Origin of the sequence: Micromonospora sp. NBRC 107095 (assembly GCF_030269705.1) — a bacterium.
GTDB classification, from domain to species: domain Bacteria; phylum Actinomycetota; class Actinomycetes; order Mycobacteriales; family Micromonosporaceae; genus Micromonospora; species Micromonospora parva.
The window spans coordinates 1-18,781 of record NZ_BSTU01000002.1 but is presented as its reverse complement, the minus strand read 5'-3'; the positions used below and the strand labels follow the sequence as shown (position 1 = coordinate 18,781).

Below are 18,781 nucleotides of genomic sequence, written 5' to 3'. Positions count from 1 at the left end.
GTCAGGGCTTGCTTCAGCGGGGCCAGGCCGAGGGATCGAGGCGCATCGGCCACGGCTCGTCGACCTGCACTACATCGTCGGGGCCGACCGTGCCGAGCAGGTTGTAGTGCACCCCCTTCACCAACTCGTACCGGTAGATCACCGGACCGAAATCGCCACGTTCTACGCGCCAGTAGGCGGGGATGCCGGCCTCGGCGTAGAGCGCTGGCTTGGTGAACCGGTCATGCCGACGGCTACCCGGTGATTCCACCTCGACGACGAGCGCCACATCCTCTGCCTCGACCCAGGTGCCGTCGGCGGGGGCTGTCGGCTTCAGCACCGTGACGTCGGGGATGAGGTTTCCCCCGGCCATTCGAAGCCCTGCCTCCCGGATGACCCGCCATCCAGCGGGCACCGCCGCTCGAAGGGCAGCCCGCAGTTCATCCGCCAGCTCTTGATGCCCGTAACCCGGGGGTGGCGTCACGTGCAGGCTCCCGTCGATGATCTCGTAGCGGTTCCCGTCCTCAGGCAGGTCGGACAGGTCCTGCTCGCGCCAGCCCCGCTCCGGGGGCTGCCATTGGTAGGTCGGCTGCGCCATCACGTTCACCTCCTCTCGCCACCATAATGGCCCGGGCCGGCGTCGGTTCGCACCCACGCCGGCCCGGGCCGGGTACTCGTCGGTCAGCTCTGCGCGGCGTCCTTCGCGCGGGCCTTCAACGCCCGCACCACACCGTCGCGGCCCTCGGCCACCAGCCGACGCAGCGGGGCGGGGTGTCCGTCACCGGCCAGCCACGCGTCGGTGGCCGCCACCGTGTCGTCCGCCACCAGGTAGGTGGGGTACGCCAACTGGGCGAACTCCTGCGCCGGCTCGCTGTCCCGGGTGGCCCACACCTGCCCGACCGCCGTGAAGTAGCGCTCCCGGTACGGGGCGACCAGCTCCACCTGCGTCGGGTGGGCGAAGCCCTGCAACAGCGCCCGGTGCCGCCAGTTGGGCAGCGCCTCCGGGCCGGTGAGCAGGGCCCACACGGCGGCCTTGTTCTCCGCCGTCGGGATCAACGCGTGCGCGTACGCGGCCTCCCGCTCACCACTGGCCGTACGGTCACCGCTCAGCTCCGCCTCGATCTCGGCGGCGCCGGCGGCACCGTTGGCCACCAGCGCGGCGAGGACCGACCAGCGCAGCTCGGTGTCGACGGTCAGCCCGGCCGGCACGCCGGTGCCGTCCAACCAGCCCCGCAGCGTCGCCAGGTCCTCCTCGGAGCGGACCGCCGAGGTGAACGCGCGGGCCCAGGCCAACTGGAACCCGCTGCCGGGCTCGGCGGCGGCGAGCGCGTCGCGGGCGGTACGGGCCAGGTCGGCCCAGCCGGTGGGCGCCCAGGCCGGGTCGGCGTACAGGGTGAGCGTGGTGGTCGCCTGCCGCAGGGTGGCGGTGACCAGGTTGATGTCGGTCTCCGCGGGCAGCCCGCTCAGCGTCAGCGCCACGTAGTCGCGGGCGGACAGCTCGGCGTCGCGGATCATGTCCCACGCGGCGGTCCAGCAGAGCGCGCGGGCCAGCGACGAGTCGAAGCCACCGATGTGCTGCACCACTGTCGCCATCGAGCGCTCGTCGAGGCGCAGCTTGGTGTAGCTGAGGTCGTCGTCGTTGAGCAGCAGCACGTCGGCCGCCCGGACGCCCCGCAGCGGGGCGAGATCTGTGTGCTCGCCGGTCACGTCCACCTCGTACCGCTCCCGACGGACCAGCCGCCCGTCGGTCAGGTCGTACAGGCCCACGCCGATCCGGTGCGTACGCAGCGTCGGGTACGCCGCCGGCGCCTCCTGTCGCACCAGCACCTGCTCGTACGTGCCGTCCGCCCCGATGGTCACCTCCGGCCGCAGCGTGTTGACCTGCGCGGTCTCCAACCACTGCGCGGCGAACTTGCGCAGCTCCCGACCGGATGCGGCCTCCAGCTCGGTGAGCAGGTCGTCGAAGGTGGCGTTGCCCCAGGCGTGCTTGCCGAAGTAGGCCCGCAGCCCGGCCACGAACGGCTCCTCACCCACGTAGGCGACGAGCTGCTTGAGCACGCTCGCGCCCTTGGCGTAGGTGATGCCGTCGAAGTTGACCTCCACGGCCTCCATGTCCGGCATCTCGGTGTAGACCGGGTGGGTGGAGGAGAGCTGGTCCTGCCGGTAGCCCCAGTTCTTCCGGATGGACAGGAAGGTCGTCCACGCCTCGGTGAACCGGGTCGCGTTGGTGTTGCACCAGTGGCTGGCCCACTCGGCGAACGACTCGTTCAGCCACAGGTCGTTCCACCAGCGCATGGTGACCAGATCACCGAACCACATGTGGGCCAGTTCGTGCAGGATCGTGTTGGCCCGCTGCTCGTACTCGAAGTCGGTGACCTGCGAGCGGAACAGGTAGTGCGACTCGGCGTGCGTCACGCAGCCGAAGTTCTCCATCGCGCCGGCGTTGAAGTCGGGCACCCAGAGCTGGTCGTACTTCGGCAGCGGGTAGCGCACCCCGAACTTCTCGTGGAAGAAGTCGAAGCCCTGCTTGGTGATCAGGAACAGGTCGTCGGAGTCCAGGTACCGTGCCATCGACGCCCGGCAGAACACCCCCAGGTCGATGCCGTCGTGAGCGTCGCGCACCTCGTGGTACGGCCCGGCGCACATCGCCGTGATGTAGGTGCTCATCCGGGGCGACTCGGCGAAGTGCAGCGTCTTGAGCGCCTCACCCGCGGGCTCCTCGCGCTGCACCGGCATGTTGGACACCGCCCGCCAGTGCGCCGGCACGGTGACGTGCCAGGTATAGACGCTCTTCAGGTCGGGCTGGTCGAAGCAGGCGTACACCCGCTGCGCGTCGGCCGTCTCGAACTGGCTGTAGAGGTACGTCTCGCCGTCCACCGGGTCGACCGTCCGGTGCAGGCCCTGACCGCTGTTGGAGTAACCGAAGTCGGCGTCGACCACCAGGACGTTGTCACTGTCCAAACCGGACAGGGTCAGACCCTTCTCGGCGGACCAGTCGGAGAGGTCGACGGGTGTGCCGTTCAGCGTCGCGGACCGCACCGACTCGGCGGCCAACTCGATGAACGTGCTCGCCCCCGGTTCGGAGCAGCGGAACCGAACCTCGGTCGTCGACCTGAACGTGCGGCCGTCGGCCGCCAGCACGGCGGTGGACAGGTCCAGACTGATGTCGTACCCCGTCACGTTGAGCAGGCGTGCCCGCTCGGTCGCCTCGACCTGCGTCAGGTTGCGCACTCCCGGCACTGTTCGTCTCCATCCCACGTGTCGCCGTACGCCCGGCGGCGCCCGTTCGCCTACCGCTCGTGACGGCCGGCCCGATTCGAGTCTTCCATGTACGGGCAGCCCGCGGTGGCCGAGGTCACGCTCTCATTCGGGTGCCGGTCGATGTGCTGCGGGGTGAAGATTCCTCTGAGACGCCGACTCCCGGCGCCACCCGTTGTGAAGGGATCTCACCGTGACCGAACGTGTCACCGCCGACATGTGGTTCGACCCGGCCTGCCCGTGGGCATGGATCACCTCACGCTGGCTGCTCGAGGTCGAGCAGGTCCGGGATGTGGATATCCGGTTCCACGTGATGAGCCTCGCCGTGCTCAACGACGGCCGCGACGAACTGCCCGAGGAGTACAAGGAGTTCCTGAAGACGGCGTGGGGCCCGGTGCGGGTCTGCATCGCCGCCGAGCAGCGCCACGGCAACGAGGTGCTGCGCCCGCTCTACACCGCGCTCGGCACCCGGATCCACCTGCAGAAGCAGGAGCGGAACACGGAGCTGTACGTGGCCGCGCTCACCGACGCCGGCCTGGACCCGGCGCTGGCCGCGGCCGCCGACAGCACCGACTACGACGAGGCGCTGCGGGCCAGCCACGAGGCGGGAATGCGCCCGGTCGGACAGGACGTGGGCACTCCGGTCGTGCACGCGCCCGGCCCGGACGGCGCTCCGGTCGCGTTCTTCGGCCCGGTGATCACCCCGGCTCCGAAGGGGGAGGCCGCCGGCCGACTCTGGGACGGCGTGCTGCTGGTCGCCGGTACCCCGGGCTTCTACGAGCTCAAGCGCACTCGGGAGCAGGACCCGATCTTCGACTGAGCGACGGCCACCACGCCCCCGTCCGTGCTGCGTCAGCTGCGCGGACGGGGGCGTTTCGGGTCGGGTGCCGAGGTCGGCGGGCGGTCGTGGCGTCACCGGGAGGCGGGCGGCGTCGTTTCCCTCGGTGTCCGCCGCAGCGACCCGTAGGGCCGCACGCCGCAGCTCGTGGAGGCATTCCCGATGGCCAAGCACCGTGCGTCCGGTGACGAACAGTCGACCCGGCAGGGGGTGATCGAAACTCCCGGCGCGGACTACTGGTCCGTGGACGACTCCCGCTGGCCGACAGTCCGCCCGGATCTCCCCGCCCATCTGGTGGATCTGCTCGCGCCGCCCATCGTGGTGGGCGTGGCGCGGGTCCCGGTGACCTCCCGGCTCACCCCGCCCGCGGTGGTCGACCCGCTCCCGTCGCCCGCCGACGCCGTGCCGGCCGACGTACCGGCGCTGGTGCCGTCGGGGGCGGCGCCGGCCGAACCCGCGCCCCCGCCGCCGGCTCCGCCGCGTCCGGTGCCAACGCCGCCGCTGAGCCCGAGGCCCGTTCCGACGCCGCCCCCGGACCGCCCCGTGCCGGGGCCGCCCACGTCGCCCCGCCGTGGCGTGAACACCGGACCGATCGGGAGCGGTCGACGCGGCAACGGTGGGCCGGTGAGCGCGGGTCGACACCGCCGGGGCACGTCCGACCGCGCCGGCTGACCACTCGGGCACGACCGGGCGCTTTCATCTGGTGGACGCCCTGCGGGTCCCCGTCGGCGGCGACACCGTCGCCGGTAGCGTCAGTGGGTATGACGGTCGTGCATCCGATCACCCGGGCCTGGGTCACCACTGGCGGCACCGGCGCGCAGAACTACGACGAGTTCGCCGACGACGCGGAGATTACCGCGATCATCGAGTCGAACCCGCACAGTGCTCTCGGCATCGAGATGCCGCATCGCGCCCCGCAGAGCCTGGGCAAGTCGTTCCTCGACGCGCTGCCGGACGCGGTGGCCCGTCTCGCCGAAGCCAAGGCCGACGGCAGTTACACCCCCGCCGAGCAGGTGGTGGTGCTCTACCGGATCAGCGCACCCGGCGAGGAGCCGGCGTACGGGATGTTCGCGATGGTGGACACCGACCAGATCTCCACCCGGGCGGACGAGCCGGGCCTGGTCATCCGCAACGAGGACGTCTTCATCGCCAAGGTCCGCGAGCGGGTGGCGCTGGCCGACGCGCTGGGCCACCTGCTCTCACCCGTACTCCTGCTGCAGACCGGGCGTGGCGATGAGCTGCACGCGGCGCTCGCGGCGGCGACCGACGCGGCCGGCGTGCCCGCCGCCACGGACACCGACCAGGCGGGGCGCACGCACGCGATCTGGCTGCTCGGCCCCGGCCCGGAGCAGGCCACGTTGACCGCCCTCGCCGGTGGCGGCGACCTGGTCGTCGCGGACGGCAACCACCGCAGCCTGGCCGCCCAGACCGGAGGGCTGCCGCGCTTCCTGGCCGTGGTCACCACTCCCGCGTCGGTGGCCATCCAGCCGTACAACCGCCTGGTCAGCGAGCTGACCACCACCCCCGCCGAGCTGCTCGACCGGCTGCGGGCCGCCGGCGCCGAGGTCGAGCCGATCGACGGCCCGGTCGAGGTCCCGGAGGTCGGCGGCACCGTGCACCTCCGCCTTGACGGCCAGGGGTACGCGGTGCGCCTGCCCGCCACGGCCTCCGCCCGCCTGGAGAACCTGGACCACGCCCTGGTCGAGCGTCTGGTGCTGCGCGACGCGCTCGGTCTGGACCCGGGCGACAAGCGGATCACCTACGTTGGCGGTGACTACCCGGCGAGCTGGCTCACCGGTGAGGTCGACGCCGGGCGGGCCGAGTTGGCCATCCTGATCGCCCCGGTGACCGTGGCGGATTTCGTCGCCGTCAACCTGGCCAGGGAGAAGATGCCCCGCAAGAGCACCTGGTTCACCCCGAAGGCGCGCGGCGGTCTGGTCGTCGCCGAGCTGCCGCGTTGAGCGCCGTGCCCACGACCGTGTGACGAACCCGCGCCCGGGGACGCCCGTGTGACGTTCCCGGGCGCGGCCTGACAGACTTCCGGTATGCGCGTCTACCTGGGATCCGATCACGCCGGTTTCGAGTTGAAGGTGCACCTGGCCAACCACCTGGCCATGCAGGGGTACGACGTGGTCGACGTCGGCCCGCACGCCTACGACCCGGACGACGACTACCCCACGTTCTGCCTGCACACCGGCGACCGGGTGGTGGCCGACGAGACGGGCCTCGGAGTGGTCATCGGTGGCTCCGGCAACGGTGAGCAGATCGCCGCGAACAAGATCGCCGGCGTCCGCGCCGCGCTGGCCTGGAGCGTGGAGACCGCTCAGCTGGCCCGCCAGCACAACGACGCGAACGTGGTCGCCGTGGGTGCCCGCCAGCACACGCTGGACGAGGCGACCGCCATCGTCGAGGCGTTCCTGAACACGCCGTTCTCCGGCAACGAGCGGCACGCTCGCCGGATCGCCCAGGTGGCCGAGTACGAGCAGACCCGCAAGCTGCCCGACCTGCCCTGACGGCAGGCGCTCAGCGCGGCGAGCGGGGCAACTCCTCGCGGGGCACCCAGTTGCGGCGGACCACCACCACCCGGGCCTCCGCCTCGGCCAGGTCGTCGTCGTTGGGGCGGGCCGCATCCCGGGCCCGTAGCGCGGCGCTCAGCCCCACCTGGGACGAGCCGGAACCGACCAACCCCCGCAGCCCCCGCTCGCCGTCGCGCTCGTCGCCGCCCGCGCCCCTGCGCCGCGCGGGCGGGTCGTCACCGTCGTGCACGCCGGCGGTGCTGGCCGTCGGGCCGTCGGCACCTGGTCTGGCCGTCTCGCTGTCGGCGGGGGGGCGTAGCCGTCGCCGTCGTCGGTCGGGGTCACCCATCAACCGACCGTACCCCGCCCTGGTGTGATCCGGCACCGTCGTGGATCGCCTGTCCCGGCCGGGGTCGGCGACCGATTTGCCGGCTGGCTACCCTCGAATCCAGGCGGTGTCGTTGCCGTCGGTCAGGGGGAGGACGAGATGGCAGACCAGACGCAGCCGTGGGCGGAGCGGACCGTGGAGGTGCCACCGCAGGCCGGCGTCGGGGTGCCGCCGCAGCGCGACGCGTTCCGCCGGGGGGTCGCCCCGGTGGGTCAGCCGCGCACCCCGCGGACGGAGCCGTTCCCGGTGGTCGCCGAGGAGCCGACCGGCACGGGCTGGCCCGACGGGCCGGTGCCACGCCGCTCGCTGAGCTCGCGAATGGCGCAACTGCGGCGCGGCGGTGAGTGGAGCGCGGCGGCTGGCCTCTTCGCGTTCGTGTGTTGGGGGATCTGGGCGCTGTCCGGCCAGGGTGATCTGAGCGGACCGCTGCTGGTGTTGGTGCTCAGCCTGCTGGTGGCGGTCGGCCTGTTCGCCCTGTCCCGACTGGTCGGCAGGGTGGTGCTGGAGCGGCAGCTGGGCCGGGTCCGGCGCAGCGCCCGAGGTGCCCACCTGGCGACGGCGGTCTTCCTCGCCGGCCTGGGGGTGGCGTGGCTCCAGCAGACCGAGTGGGTCGTCTCGGCCTGGAACTGGATCTCCTCGAACTGACCCGGAGCGTGCACGGGCGGGCCGGTCGATGCCCGCCCACCCGTGCACCCGGTCGTCTCCCCACCAGGCACTGTCGCTGCTTACCCGGCCGGTCGCGGTTCATCCGTGGCCGGTCGCTCCGACCTGAGTCGAGGGCTCTGGGTGGGATCCGGCCGGCGGTGCCGCGCCCGGTGCGGGCACGGCACCGCTGAGGGATCAGCCGGCCGATTCGGCGGCGGCGTAGTCGCGGGCCACCCGGACCAGCTCCACCAGTCCGCCGGCGTACTCCTGGGATTCACCGTGCGCCTCGTCGAACGGCGGCTGGAAGCCGACGCCCTCCCACTGGTTGGTCGCCGGGTTCCACCGGTCGTTGCCGACCTCGAAGTCCCAGGCGAAGATGCCCAGCTCGTAGTAGAGCTGGTCGGCCGAGTTACCGGCGGCAGAGTAGAGCACGTCGGCGACCGGTCCGGTCTGCGACGGCCAGGTCACGGTGCCGCGCTCCTGTGCGATGGCGCCGACGATCCGCCGGGCGCTGTTGAGGAACAGCGTCGACTCGTCGATCGACGGCCGGGGCAGGGTGATCCGCCCATCGGCCCGGTACGCCCCGGGCGGCCACATGAAGTACCCGCCGTAGGAGTGCACGTTCATCGCGAACTTGATGTTCGGGTGGTCCTCGGCGAGCGCGATCACGTTGCTGCTCTCCGCCTCGGACAGCTCGGCGGTGCCCGCGTAGTTGCCGGACAGGCAGTTGGCGCTGGCGCCCACGTAGCCGTCGAAGTACGACCCGACGGTGTAGTTGCGGTTGATGTCGACGCCCCACGAGGTGCGGTTCTTCGGGTCCCGGGCCGCCCCGGTGCAGTGGTTGACCAGGTTCTTGCGCTGGAAGTTGAAGTCGTTGAACGAGTAGTTCGCGCCGTCCGGGTTGACCGTCGGGATGACGAAGATGTCGACCTGTTCCAGCAGTTCACGGGTGGCCGGGTCGGTGCGGGCGTTGGCCAGCATCCGCTCGGCGAACTCCAGCGTCACCAGTGGGGTGGCCCACTCCCGGGCGTGTTCCTGGGAGTACGCGAGCACCCCGACCCGGGAGCCGTCCCGGTGTACGCCGAGGCGCAGCGCCTGCACCGTCCACGGTCGGGCGGGCACCTCGGTGCCCTGGAGGCCGTCGTCGAGCCGGGTGGGGCCGGCGACGGGCATCGGCAGCCCGGCCGAGCCGTCCTCGACGGTGGCCCGGAACCGCTCCGGTTGGCGGGCGTTGATCGCCGCCGCTACCTCGTCGGTGGTGCTCACCGTCTTCCCCGCGGTGTCGGTGGCCAGCGAGACGGTGAGGACACGGTCGCGGTAGTTGACGGTCAGCGGTCGGTTCGACCGGCCCGGGTCGACTGTCCGCACCTGTACGCCGTTCATGTTCTGGTCGCCGAAGCGGACCGACTCGACCACCACTGCGGCCACCGCCGGGTCGCCCAGGTAACCGGCGGCGTTGCGTCGGTACCCCTGGGTCTTGTTCGGCAGGTCGATCACCTCGACCAGGTCCCGGTACTGGCGGGCCAGGCGCTTGATCCGCGCCTGGATGTCGATCGGCGTGAGGTACGCGTCGATGAAGTCCTTCTGGTAGCCGGCCGGCAGCGGGGGCGGGGAGGCGTTCGGCCAGAGCGCCGGCGTGACCGCGCGGCTGACCCCGCCGAGGCTGGAGGTGGCGGTCAACTGAACCGGCCGGTTCGGCACCGGCTGGGGAAGGTTGTAGTGGTACTGGTACTCGCCCGAGTCCTCGAACCGGTACAGCGGGAACGACCCGGTCGTGCCGTCCGCTGTCCGCCAGCTGACCGTGATCTCCACGTCCGGGTCGTCGGTGGCGGTGGTGGCCACCTGGGCCTGCAGGAAGGTCTGCCCACCGGTGGTCCACCAGTACGCCTGCTGCACCTGAAGGGTGTCCACGGCCGTGGCGGCGGCGGTGGTCCGTTGGCCGGCGGCCGGAGCGCGCAGCCCGGCGGCGGTGCGGGCCTGGGCCGCGCGGACGCTGTCCGCGTAGTTCCGGGTGCCGTCCCCGGCACGTTGCACGATCTGCACGGCGGTCGCGCCCTGCGCGGTCAGTGCGGCGAGCTGCGTGCCGGTGAGCACCAGGTCGGCGAGGATCTTCCCGTCGCGGGCGCGGGGTCGGTTGGCCAGGTCCGCGCCGGTGGCGACGAGCCGGTCCAGTTGGGCCTGATCGCGGAGTTGGACCCGGACCAGGGCGGTCTCGGTGGCGGTCAGGGTGATCGGGCTGGCCGGGGCGGCGGGTGCCGCCGCTGCGGAACCGGGATGGGACAGCACCGCGCTGATCAGGATCGCTGTGGTGGCGGCAGCTGTCCACCGTCGTCGGACGATCATGTGCCCTCCTGTGACGGACATAGATGTGCGTGGTCCTTACACCAGTGCACAGATCGACAACTGTCAAGAGAAGGGGTGGCGCGGACCCGCCGGGGCGAAGTTCACGGAACGTGGTCGCGATCAAACAATTAGGTCCGATGTCCTGCTTGTTCTCGCACGTTGTGACGGCTCTCGACGGTGCCGCTATTCGATCTCTAATGTCTGGCCCACTATCCGGGCTTGGTCACGGGGGTTGCTGATGCCTGGTTGGTTCTCGCCTGCGCCTGCTGCCGCGCTCTCCTCCCTCACCCAGCGGGCCAGTCGCCACCGGGCCGGCCGCCGCTCGGGCATGAGGCTTATGCCTCGGCGCAGTCGAAGTTGGCGAACACATAGAACTGCTTGGCACGCCCTGCCGGCTCGTGCCGGTCAACATCCTCCCCGTTCGGTGCTCCGTTGATCCGTTGACAACTGCGCGAGTTTCGGAGCAACCCGCCGAGCCGGACCCCGCGTGACTATCTCGAAACGGGGATCGGAGGCCTAATGAGCGACCGCGACGAGGCGTTCGCCGAGTACTTCGCGGCACGGTCCGGAGCCATGCGCGGCACCGCGTACCTGCTGTGCGGCGACTGGCACCGGGCCGAAGACCTGGTCCAGACCACGTTCGTCAAGCTCTACCGGGTCTGGAACCGGATCTCCCGGCACGAAGTGCTCGACAGCTACGTACGCCAGATCCTGATCCGCACATTCCTCGACGAGCGACGGCGTGGCTGGTGGCGGCGCGAACGGGTGGGTGGCGAGGACACCGAGAAGGTGGCCCCGTCCGACTCGCCGGAAAGTCGACTGGTGCTGCTCCAGGCGCTGGCCCGGGTGGCACCGCGGCAGCGGGCCGTGCTGGTCCTGCGCTACTGGGAGGACCTGTCCGTCGAGGACGTCGCGGCGCTGCTGGAGTGTTCTCCAGGGACGGTGAAGAGCCAGGCGGCACGCGGGCTCGACACGTTGCGTGGCCTCCTGGCACCCACCTATAGCGAGATCGGTATGGGGGAGCGATGAACGAGGAAGAGCTGCGCGCGGGGTTGCGTAGCGAGATGGCGGGCATCACCCCGCCACCACCATTGAGTACGACTGCCGCGCTCGGCGCGGCACGACGGGCGCACGTCCGCCGGCGCGTGGTGTGGGCGTCGCTCGGCTCGGCGGCTGTCGTGCTGGCGGTCAGCGGCTTCGCGGCCGTCGCCAGTCCGGGCGGTCACGTCTACGAACCGGCGGGCCGTGGGCCGATGGTTGCTCCGGACACCAAGAAGCCGTGGCCGACCGGGCCGAACGGTCAACCGCAGGAGGACCGGACCGCGCGGGCCGGCTCCAAGTACGACCAGGGGGCCCACCTGCTCGGCGAGGCTGTCGCTGTCGTACCCGCCGGTTTCACCACGCCCGACGACCCACCGGGTCAGTCCGCCGATCAGCGGACGCTGCGCACCCACCAGGCGCAGTTCGAGGCCAGGGTGGACGACACCGACGTGTGGAGCTACTCCTCTTCGGTGGCCGTCGCGCAGGGCAACGGCACCGGGCGCGTTGTCGTCGAGGTGCACGATGCCGGCAATCCGATGCCGACTGAGCCGTGCGACCTGGCCCAGACGTTCTGGGGCATGCGGGGCGAGTGCCAGGTCGAGACCGTCGGCGCGGCGCGGGTCGGCGTGGTGGTCCGACCGGACGGCGACGACCGACTGGACCAGTGGTCGGCGTACCGGCATCCGGACGGCGTGGTGGTCTTCGTGGCGCAGGGCGTACGGCTTGACGAGAGCCGGCCGGCGTTGACGAAGCTGCCGTTCTCCGTGCCGCGGTTGGCGGCGCTCGCCGTCGACGAGAGGTTCCACCTGAAGTGACACGGCAACTCGGCTTCGCCGAGTGGGTCCAGGTGCCGCGAGCCAGCGGTTCACCTGGGCCTTGTCGTCTCTCCCCGCCCCGATGACCCGTGCCGGCTGCGCCGCGTCCCGCTCACGGTCGACGTGCCCTTGCGGCGGCCTCTGACCTGGGTCGGAGGTGGTGGAGCGGGCGACGGGAATCGAACCCGCGTAGTCAGTTTGGAAGACTGAAGCTCTACCATTGAGCTACGCCCGCGTGCGTCCGTCGGAACGGAACGCGCCCATAGCGTACCCAATGCCGGTGCCCCGCCCGTAACCGCGCCACCGGCCCGCGATGCCGAGGCGTCCCGACCCGCGGCGCTACGCCTCCACGTCGCGGCATGACGCCATCAAGATTCGTCAGCGGACCTTGGTGGCACGCGGGTGGGTGGAATGGTAATTTTCGGGCGATGTGTCCGGGTGGGGGACGCCCCGGCACCACCGGAGGCGTGGCGACGGCATAGACTGCACGTCGCCACGGGGTGTGGCGCAGCTTGGTAGCGCACTCGCTTTGGGAGCGAGGGGCCGTGGGTTCAAATCCCGCCACCCCGACTGTCGTCCGCGGCCGGGCCGCCCCGGGTGCCGCCCAGTGCGGTCCCCGGGCGATGCCGGAGCGTCAGGCCGGCTCGCCTACACTCGATGGGCTGAATCACGCCCAGACTCAACTGAGATCCGTCAAGGAGTACGCCTGTGAAGAGCACCGTCGAGACTCTGAGCCCGACGCGCGTGCGGCTCGCCATCGAGGTGCCGTTCGTCGAGCTCGAGCCGAGCCTCAAGAAGGCGTACCGGGAGATCGGTTCGCAGGTCCAGGTTCCGGGCTTCCGCCGGGGCAAGGTGCCGACCGCGGTGATCGACCAGCGGGTGGGCCGGGGCACCGTCCTCAACGAGGCGGTCCAGGAGGCCATCCCGGAGAACATCCTCGCCGCGGTGCGCGAGCACGACCTGAAGACGCTGGGGCGCCCGGAGGTCGAGATCACCGAGTTCAATGACGGTGACTCGCTGAACTTCACGGCTGAGGTCGACGTCCGTCCGGAGATCACCATCCCGGACGCGAGCACCATCGAGGTGACCGTCGACGAGCTGCAGATCGACGAGAGCGAGATCGACGAGCAGGTGAAGAACCTGCGGGAGCGTTTCGCGACCCTCAAGACCGTCGAGCGGGCCGCCGCCGAGGGTGACTACGTCCAGATCGACCTGAACGCCACCGTCGACGGCGAGGACGTGCCGGGCGGTCAGGCGAGCAACATCTCCCACGAGGTGGGCAGCAAGCAGCTCCTGCCGGGCCTGGACGAGGCAGTTGTCGGCCTGGCCGCCGGCGAGGACACCACCTTCACCACCCAGCTGGTCGGCGGCGACTTCGCCGGTCGCGACGCCGACGTGGCGGTGACCGTGCGCACGGTCAAGGAGAAGGAGCTGCCCGAGCTGAACGACGAGTTCGCCCAGATGGCCAGCGAGTTCGACACGATCGAGGAGCTGCGCGGCGACCTGCGGGCGCGGGTCACCCAGGGCAAGCAGGTCGAGCAGATCTACGCCGCTCGGGACAAGGCCCTGGCCCAGCTGGTCGAGGCCGCCGAGATCCCGGCCCCGGAGGGTGTCGTCCGCGAGGAGGTCGCGAGCCGCAAGCAGGCGATGATCGACCAGCTGGAGCGGATCGGCGCCTCGATGGAGGAGTACCTCGCGGCCGAGGACAAGACCGAGGAGCAGATCGACGCCGAGCTGACCGAGGCGGCGACCGAGGGCGTCAAGGTCCAGCTCCTGCTGGACACGCTGGCCGACGCGGAGGACGTGCAGGTCTCCGACGACGAGTTCGGGCACGAGATCGTGCACCGGGCGCAGCGCGCCGGGATGGCCCCGCAGCAGTACTACGACCAGCTGGTGCGCTCCGGCGCGGCCGCCGCGGTCTTCGGCGACGTGCGGCGGGGCAAGGCGCTCGCGGCCGTCATGGAGCGGATCACGATCAAGGACTCGGCCGGCAACGGGATCACGCTCGACGCGCTGCGCGCCGCCAACGAGGCGGAGCACAACCACGAACACTGATCGTCGGGTTGCGGCCGTCGTCCGCCGCTCAGCGGCGGACGACGGCCGTTTCCTTCCCGGGTAGTCCCGGGCAGCAAGCACTGCCCGGTACGCCGGGCAGCCGCAAAGCACTGCCGGGTACGCCCGGAAGCCCGCGCCGCGGGTACGCCCGACACAGCTGCGCTGAGAGCGAACACTGCCCCGACCGGGACTCTGCCGCCCCGCACAGCGGTTAGTGTCGGGAAAGACGGTACGGAGAGCGAAGGGCTGCCATGACCGACATGCACATCCCCAAGAAGTCGCTCCGGGCGATTGACGCGCGCGGTGGCGACTCCATTGGCAACCTCGACGACTCGGTCTACAACCGGTTGCTCAAGGAACGCATCATCTTCCTGGGCAGTGAGGTGACCGACCAGGTCGCCAACCGCATCTGCGCGCAGCTGCTGCTGCTCGCCGCGGAGGACCCGGACCGCGACATCAACCTGTGGATCAACTCGCCGGGTGGCTCGGTCTACTCCGGCATGGCGATCTACGACACCATGCAGTTCATCGACAACGACGTGTCGACCGTGGCGATGGGCATGGCTGCCTCGATGGGCCAGCTGCTGCTCTGCGCGGGCACCAAGGGCAAGCGGTACGCCCTGCCCCACGCGCGGATCATGATGCACCAGCCGTCCGGTGGCCTGGGCGGCACGGCGTCCGACATCGCCATCCAGGCGGAGCAGATGCTCTACACGAAGCGGATGTTCCAGGAGCGGGTCGCACACCACACCGGCCAGAGCCAGTCGCAGATCGAGGCCGACTCGGACCGGGACCGTTGGTTCACCGCCCAGGAGGCCATGGACTACGGCTTCATCGACAAGGTGATCATCGGGGCCGCACAGGTTCCCGATGGCGCCGGGACCCTGAGCTGAGGAGCTGACGATGACCGATCTGAGCCTGCCGCCCCAGTTCGCGGCCGTGCACAACCGCTACGTGCTGCCGTCGTTCGTTGAGCGCACGTCGTACGGGGTCAAGGAGTCGAACCCGTACAACAAGCTCTTCGAGGACCGGATCATCTTCCTCGGCGTCCAGGTGGACGACGCGTCGGCGAACGACGTGATGGCCCAGCTGCTGACGCTCGAGGGCACCGACCCGGACCGCGACATCATCATGTACATCAACTCGCCGGGTGGGTCGTTCACCGCCATGACGGCGATCTACGACACCATGCAGTACGTCCGTCCGGACATCTCGACGGTCTGCCTCGGGCAGGCGGCGAGCGCGGCGGCGGTGCTGCTCTCGGCGGGCACTCCGGGTAAGCGGATGGCCCTGCCGAACTCGCGGATCATTATCCACCAGCCGGCCACCGAGGGCGGCTACGGGCAGGGCTCGGACATCGAGATCCAGGCCCGGGAGATCCTGCGGATGCGTACGCAGCTGGAGGACATGCTGTCCCGCCACTGCAACCGCCCGATCGAGCAGGTTCGCAAGGACATCGACCGTGACAAGATCATGACGGCCGAGGAGTCCAAGGAGTACGGGCTGGTCGACACGATCCTGACCAGTCGCAAGAAGGGTCTGCTGGCGGCTAACGCCGCTCGCTGAGCAGCATCGGGTCAGAGGTTGGCCGGGGCTTCGTTCCCGGCCGACCTCTGACACACCCGTTTTGGGGGTCGGAGAATGCCCCGCCAGCGGGTAACGTCGGGTCCGTACCGCTTCGCCGGTTGGGCCGGCGGCGCGAACGAAGCCGGGCGGAGCGCAACGTCCGCAGGTCAGGGCCGGGTCTCCGGCCGATGAGTGCAGGGAGAACGTAGGTGGCACGGATCGGTGACGGCGGCGACCTACTGAAATGCTCCTTCTGCGGCAAGTCGCAGAAGCAGGTCAAGAAGCTCATCGCGGGCCCAGGGGTCTACATCTGCGACGAGTGCATCGATCTCTGTAACGAGATCATCGAAGAGGAGCTGGCCGAGTCCGGCGAGGTGAAGTGGGAAGAGCTTCCCAAGCCGATGGAGATCTGCCAGTTCCTCGACACCTACGTCGTGGGTCAGGATCAGGCGAAGAAGGCACTCGCCGTCGCGGTCTACAACCACTACAAGCGGATCCAGGCCGAGGCGGCTGGCGCGCCGGGCTCCGGCAGTGACGCAGTCGAGCTGGCCAAGTCCAACATCCTGCTGCTCGGTCCGACGGGGTGCGGCAAGACCCACCTGGCGCAGACCCTGGCCCGGATGTTGAACGTCCCGTTCGCCATCGCCGACGCCACAGCGCTGACCGAGGCGGGCTACGTCGGCGAGGACGTGGAGAACATCCTCCTCAAGCTGATCCAAGCCGCCGACTACGACATCAAGCGCGCCGAGACCGGCATCATCTACATCGACGAGGTCGACAAGATCGCCCGCAAGTCGGAAAACCCCTCGATCACCCGGGACGTCTCCGGCGAGGGCGTGCAGCAGGCCCTGCTCAAGATGCTGGAGGGCACGGTGGCCAACGTGCCGCCGCAGGGCGGGCGCAAGCACCCGCACCAGGAGTTCATCCAGATCGACACCACCAACGTGCTGTTCATCTGCGGTGGCGCGTTCGCGGGCCTCGACCAGATCATCGAGTCCCGCACCGGGCAGGGTGGCACGGGCTTCGGCGCCCGGCTCCGGTCGGTGTCCGAGCGGTCGACCGACGACATCTTCAGCCAGGTCATGCCGGAGGACATGCTCAAGTTTGGGCTGATCCCCGAGTTCGTCGGCCGGCTGCCGGTGATCACCAACGTGCGCAGCCTGGACCGCAGCGCCCTGGTCCGGATCCTCACCGAGCCGCGCAACGCCCTGGTCCGGCAGTACCAGCGCCTGTTCGAGCTGGACGGCGTCGAGCTGGAGTTCGACGAGGCGGCGCTGGAAGCCATCGCCGATCAGGCGATGCTGCGGGGCACTGGTGCTCGTGGCCTGCGGGCGATCATCGAGGAGGTCCTGCTCTCTGCGATGTACGAGGTGCCGAGCAACCCGGACGCCGCCCGCGTGCTGATCACCCGCGAGGTTGTCCTGGAGAACGTCAACCCGACGATCGTGCCGCGTGAGTTCACCGGCCGTCGCGCCCGGCGCGATCGCGAAGAGAAGTCCGCCTGATCCTCCCCGCATCACGCCGGCCGTCGAGTTCTGAGACGGCCGGCGTGATCGCGTTCGGGCGCCGGCCGCTGACCACCCGCGCCGGCTGGGCCGTGACCCTGTCCGTGAGCGGTCTTCCAGCCGTACCCTTTGCCCATGCGTGTCGCCGTCTGCCAGCTGAACGCCCGGGACGACCGTAAGGCCAATCTGGCGGCCGCGGAGGCCCTGCTGGAGCGCGCTGCCGCCGGCGGCGCCGATCTCGCCGTCCTCCCGGAGTACGTCGACTACCTGGGTCCCGCCGCAGGGCTGCCCGAACCGGAGCCGGTCGACGGGGAGGTGGGCAGCTTCTTCGCCGGGGTCGCCCGGCGGCTCGGGATCTGGTTGGTGGCCGGCTCGTTCCACGAGGCCGGCCCGGACCCGGAGCACACCTGGAACACGTCGCTGGTCTTCGACCGTTCCGGCAGCCTGGCCGCGAGCTACCGCAAGATTCACCTGTACGACGTGGAGATCCCCGGTCGGGTCTCGTACCGGGAGTCGGCGAGTGTCGCGCCCGGGGTCCAGCCGGTGGTGGTCGACGTCGAAGGGCTTCGGGTCGGCCTGTCGATCTGTTACGACCTCCGCTTCCCGGAGCTGTACCGACGGCTCGCGTCCGATGGTGGCGCTCAGCTGCTGGTGGTTCCGGCCGCATTCATGATGCACACCGGCCGGGACCACTGGGAGGTTCTGTTGCGGGCCAGGGCGATCGAGAACCAGTGTTTCGTGGCGGCTGCCGGCCAGACCGGCGACCATGAGCCCGGTCGCACCTGCTTCGGGCGCAGCATGGTGGTCGACCCGTGGGGGACGGTCATCGGCCAGGTGCCGGACGGGCCGGGAGTTTCCGTCGTCGATCTGGACCTCGACCGGCTCGACGCGATCCGCGCGGAGCTGCCCAGCCTCGCCAACCGCCGGCTCTGAGCCTCAGCCCTCCAGCAGGACGCCGATCACCGCGAACCCGGCGATGGCCGCTGCGGTGACCAGCAGCGCCGTGGTCATCCGGGACCGCCCCCGGCGGGCCAGTCGTCCCACCGAGAGCACGAGTACGACCAGCACGACCGCACCGATCACCACCTGCCAGAACGGCCCGATGAGGCCGAGCAGTGCCTCCTCGGCGACCACCCTGGCACCGTGCCCGGACTCATCCATGACTGACACTCTGGCACGTCGAGGCGGTCCGCGTCCTCGGCCGCACCGAGGAGTCTGCCGCGCGCCTCGTCCGAACCAGTGATGAACCCTGATTTGCCTTCTCCGGGCCGTCCGCGTAACTTTCTCTCTGCACGGGGGAGGCCGGACAAACCGGCCGAGAACGGGCGCCAGGCTCGTGGCGGGAACGCCGAGCGAGACTGAGGATCGGGCGGTGCGGAACACTCCGGATACGGGGTTGCGAACGCGAAGCCGACCGGGTAGAGTTCTGAAGCCGGCAGGAGCCGGGCGGAGAGCCGCGAAGCGGCGATCGGCCGGTCTGCGGCTTCCCACGACAGAAACGAACGTCGGAAACGACGCGCGTCATCGTGGACTCGAAGCAGCAAGAGTATCCGCAATATCGCTGAAGCACGACGAACCGGGAAATGTCGGTTTGACACGGCGGAAACGAGCGGGTAACGTAGTAAAAGTGCCTGGCGCTGAAAGCGTCGGGGTTGTGGAGCGGTAAAGCCCCGGGATGGGTTCCACTGAGTGTGGTGCTTTGATCGGTGTGTGGTTGTTCTTTGAGAACTCAACAGGGTGCTTGTAAAGCCAGTGCCAATGATGATTTATACCCCGGACTGGTCAGTTTTTGCTGGCTGGTTGGGATTCCTTTGGCAACAATTTGTTTGTTG

At 70.1% G+C, this 18,781-nt stretch carries 17 protein-coding genes and 2 tRNA genes; 13 read left to right on the top strand and 6 right to left on the bottom strand.

The window, feature by feature from the left end; translation table 11 throughout:
- Positions 1–13 precede the first annotated feature (13 nt).
- A complete protein-coding gene (locus QSK15_RS12355; RefSeq protein ID WP_285794402.1) occupies positions 14–577 on the bottom strand; it encodes a Uma2 family endonuclease in 564 nt (187 codons plus the stop codon).
- Positions 578–660: 83 nt separating this feature from the next.
- Entirely contained in the window at positions 661–3,210 is a 2,550-nt protein-coding gene (gene pepN / locus QSK15_RS12350; protein WP_285794401.1) for an aminopeptidase N, read from the bottom strand.
- Positions 3,211–3,430: 220 nt separating this feature from the next.
- Here pepN and QSK15_RS12345 point away from each other — a divergent pair, with 220 nt between their 5' ends.
- From QSK15_RS12345 to QSK15_RS12330, 4 genes are all read left to right on the top strand, one after another.
- Positions 3,431–4,057, top strand: coding sequence for a mycothiol-dependent nitroreductase Rv2466c family protein (locus QSK15_RS12345; RefSeq protein WP_285794400.1), 627 nt, complete (start codon positions 3,431–3,433; stop codon positions 4,055–4,057).
- A 180-nt stretch (positions 4,058–4,237) separates the two neighbouring features.
- Positions 4,238–4,747 (top strand): hypothetical protein, encoded by a 510-nt coding sequence (locus QSK15_RS12340; protein WP_285794399.1) that lies wholly within the window; start codon positions 4,238–4,240, stop codon positions 4,745–4,747.
- Between the two features lie 89 nt (positions 4,748–4,836).
- Positions 4,837–6,036: a DUF1015 family protein gene (locus QSK15_RS12335; RefSeq protein WP_285794398.1), complete on the top strand. Its 1,200-nt coding sequence runs from the start codon at positions 4,837–4,839 to the stop codon at positions 6,034–6,036.
- Between the two features lie 84 nt (positions 6,037–6,120).
- On the top strand, positions 6,121–6,588 hold the full coding sequence (locus QSK15_RS12330) for a ribose-5-phosphate isomerase (RefSeq protein WP_285794397.1): 468 nt from the start codon (positions 6,121–6,123) through the stop codon (positions 6,586–6,588).
- Between the two features lie 10 nt (positions 6,589–6,598).
- Here the strand turns inward: QSK15_RS12330 and QSK15_RS12325 are convergent, their stop codons facing one another.
- Entirely contained in the window at positions 6,599–6,940 is a 342-nt protein-coding gene (locus QSK15_RS12325; RefSeq protein ID WP_285794396.1) for a hypothetical protein, read from the bottom strand.
- Between the two features lie 138 nt (positions 6,941–7,078).
- Between QSK15_RS12325 and QSK15_RS12320 the strand changes: the two genes are divergently transcribed.
- Positions 7,079–7,624 (top strand): hypothetical protein, encoded by a 546-nt coding sequence (locus QSK15_RS12320; RefSeq protein ID WP_285794395.1) that lies wholly within the window; start codon positions 7,079–7,081, stop codon positions 7,622–7,624.
- A gap of 195 nt (positions 7,625–7,819) precedes the next feature.
- On the opposite strand, the gene QSK15_RS12315 is transcribed toward QSK15_RS12320, so the two are convergent.
- Positions 7,820–9,967: a M14 family zinc carboxypeptidase gene (locus tag QSK15_RS12315; protein ID WP_285794394.1), complete on the bottom strand. Its 2,148-nt coding sequence runs from the start codon at positions 9,965–9,967 to the stop codon at positions 7,820–7,822.
- 519 nt (positions 9,968–10,486) lie between these two features.
- Here QSK15_RS12315 and QSK15_RS12310 point away from each other — a divergent pair.
- Both QSK15_RS12310 and QSK15_RS12305 read left to right on the top strand, forming a co-directional pair.
- Positions 10,487–10,996, top strand: coding sequence for a SigE family RNA polymerase sigma factor (locus QSK15_RS12310; protein ID WP_285794393.1), 510 nt, complete (start codon positions 10,487–10,489; stop codon positions 10,994–10,996).
- The gene (locus QSK15_RS12305; RefSeq protein WP_285794392.1) at positions 10,993–11,823 is read left to right on the top strand and encodes a hypothetical protein; all 831 of its coding nucleotides are present in this window, start codon (positions 10,993–10,995) and stop codon (positions 11,821–11,823) included. The genes QSK15_RS12310 and QSK15_RS12305 overlap by 4 nt, the downstream gene beginning before the upstream one ends.
- Positions 11,824–11,984: 161 nt before the next feature.
- Here QSK15_RS12305 and QSK15_RS12300 read toward each other — a convergent pair.
- Positions 11,985–12,058: transfer RNA gene (locus QSK15_RS12300), tRNA-Gly, on the bottom strand.
- A 261-nt stretch (positions 12,059–12,319) separates the two neighbouring features.
- Here QSK15_RS12300 and QSK15_RS12295 point away from each other — a divergent pair.
- The 6 genes from QSK15_RS12295 (at position 12,320) to QSK15_RS12270 (ending at position 17,882) form a co-directional block, all read left to right on the top strand.
- Positions 12,320–12,393: transfer RNA gene (locus tag QSK15_RS12295), tRNA-Pro, on the top strand.
- Between the two features lie 138 nt (positions 12,394–12,531).
- On the top strand, positions 12,532–13,878 hold the full coding sequence (gene tig / locus QSK15_RS12290; protein ID WP_030333534.1) for a trigger factor: 1,347 nt from the start codon (positions 12,532–12,534) through the stop codon (positions 13,876–13,878).
- 251 nt (positions 13,879–14,129) lie between these two features.
- Entirely contained in the window at positions 14,130–14,771 is a 642-nt protein-coding gene (locus QSK15_RS12285) for an ATP-dependent Clp protease proteolytic subunit (RefSeq protein WP_007464111.1), read from the top strand.
- Between the two features lie 10 nt (positions 14,772–14,781).
- Positions 14,782–15,444: an ATP-dependent Clp protease proteolytic subunit gene (locus tag QSK15_RS12280; RefSeq protein WP_030333536.1), complete on the top strand. Its 663-nt coding sequence runs from the start codon at positions 14,782–14,784 to the stop codon at positions 15,442–15,444.
- Between the two features lie 209 nt (positions 15,445–15,653).
- Complete coding sequence (clpX, locus tag QSK15_RS12275) at positions 15,654–16,949, top strand: ATP-dependent Clp protease ATP-binding subunit ClpX (protein WP_130403784.1); 1,296 nt, start codon at positions 15,654–15,656, stop codon at positions 16,947–16,949.
- Positions 16,950–17,084: 135 nt separating this feature from the next.
- Positions 17,085–17,882 carry a carbon-nitrogen hydrolase family protein gene (locus tag QSK15_RS12270; protein ID WP_279520330.1) on the top strand — a complete coding sequence of 266 codons (798 nt, stop codon included), beginning with the start codon at positions 17,085–17,087 and terminating at the stop codon, positions 17,880–17,882.
- Between the two features lie 3 nt (positions 17,883–17,885).
- Here the strand turns inward: QSK15_RS12270 and QSK15_RS12265 are convergent, their stop codons facing one another.
- Entirely contained in the window at positions 17,886–18,110 is a 225-nt protein-coding gene (locus tag QSK15_RS12265) for a hypothetical protein (protein WP_030333540.1), read from the bottom strand.
- Between the last annotated feature and the right edge of the window lie 671 nt (positions 18,111–18,781).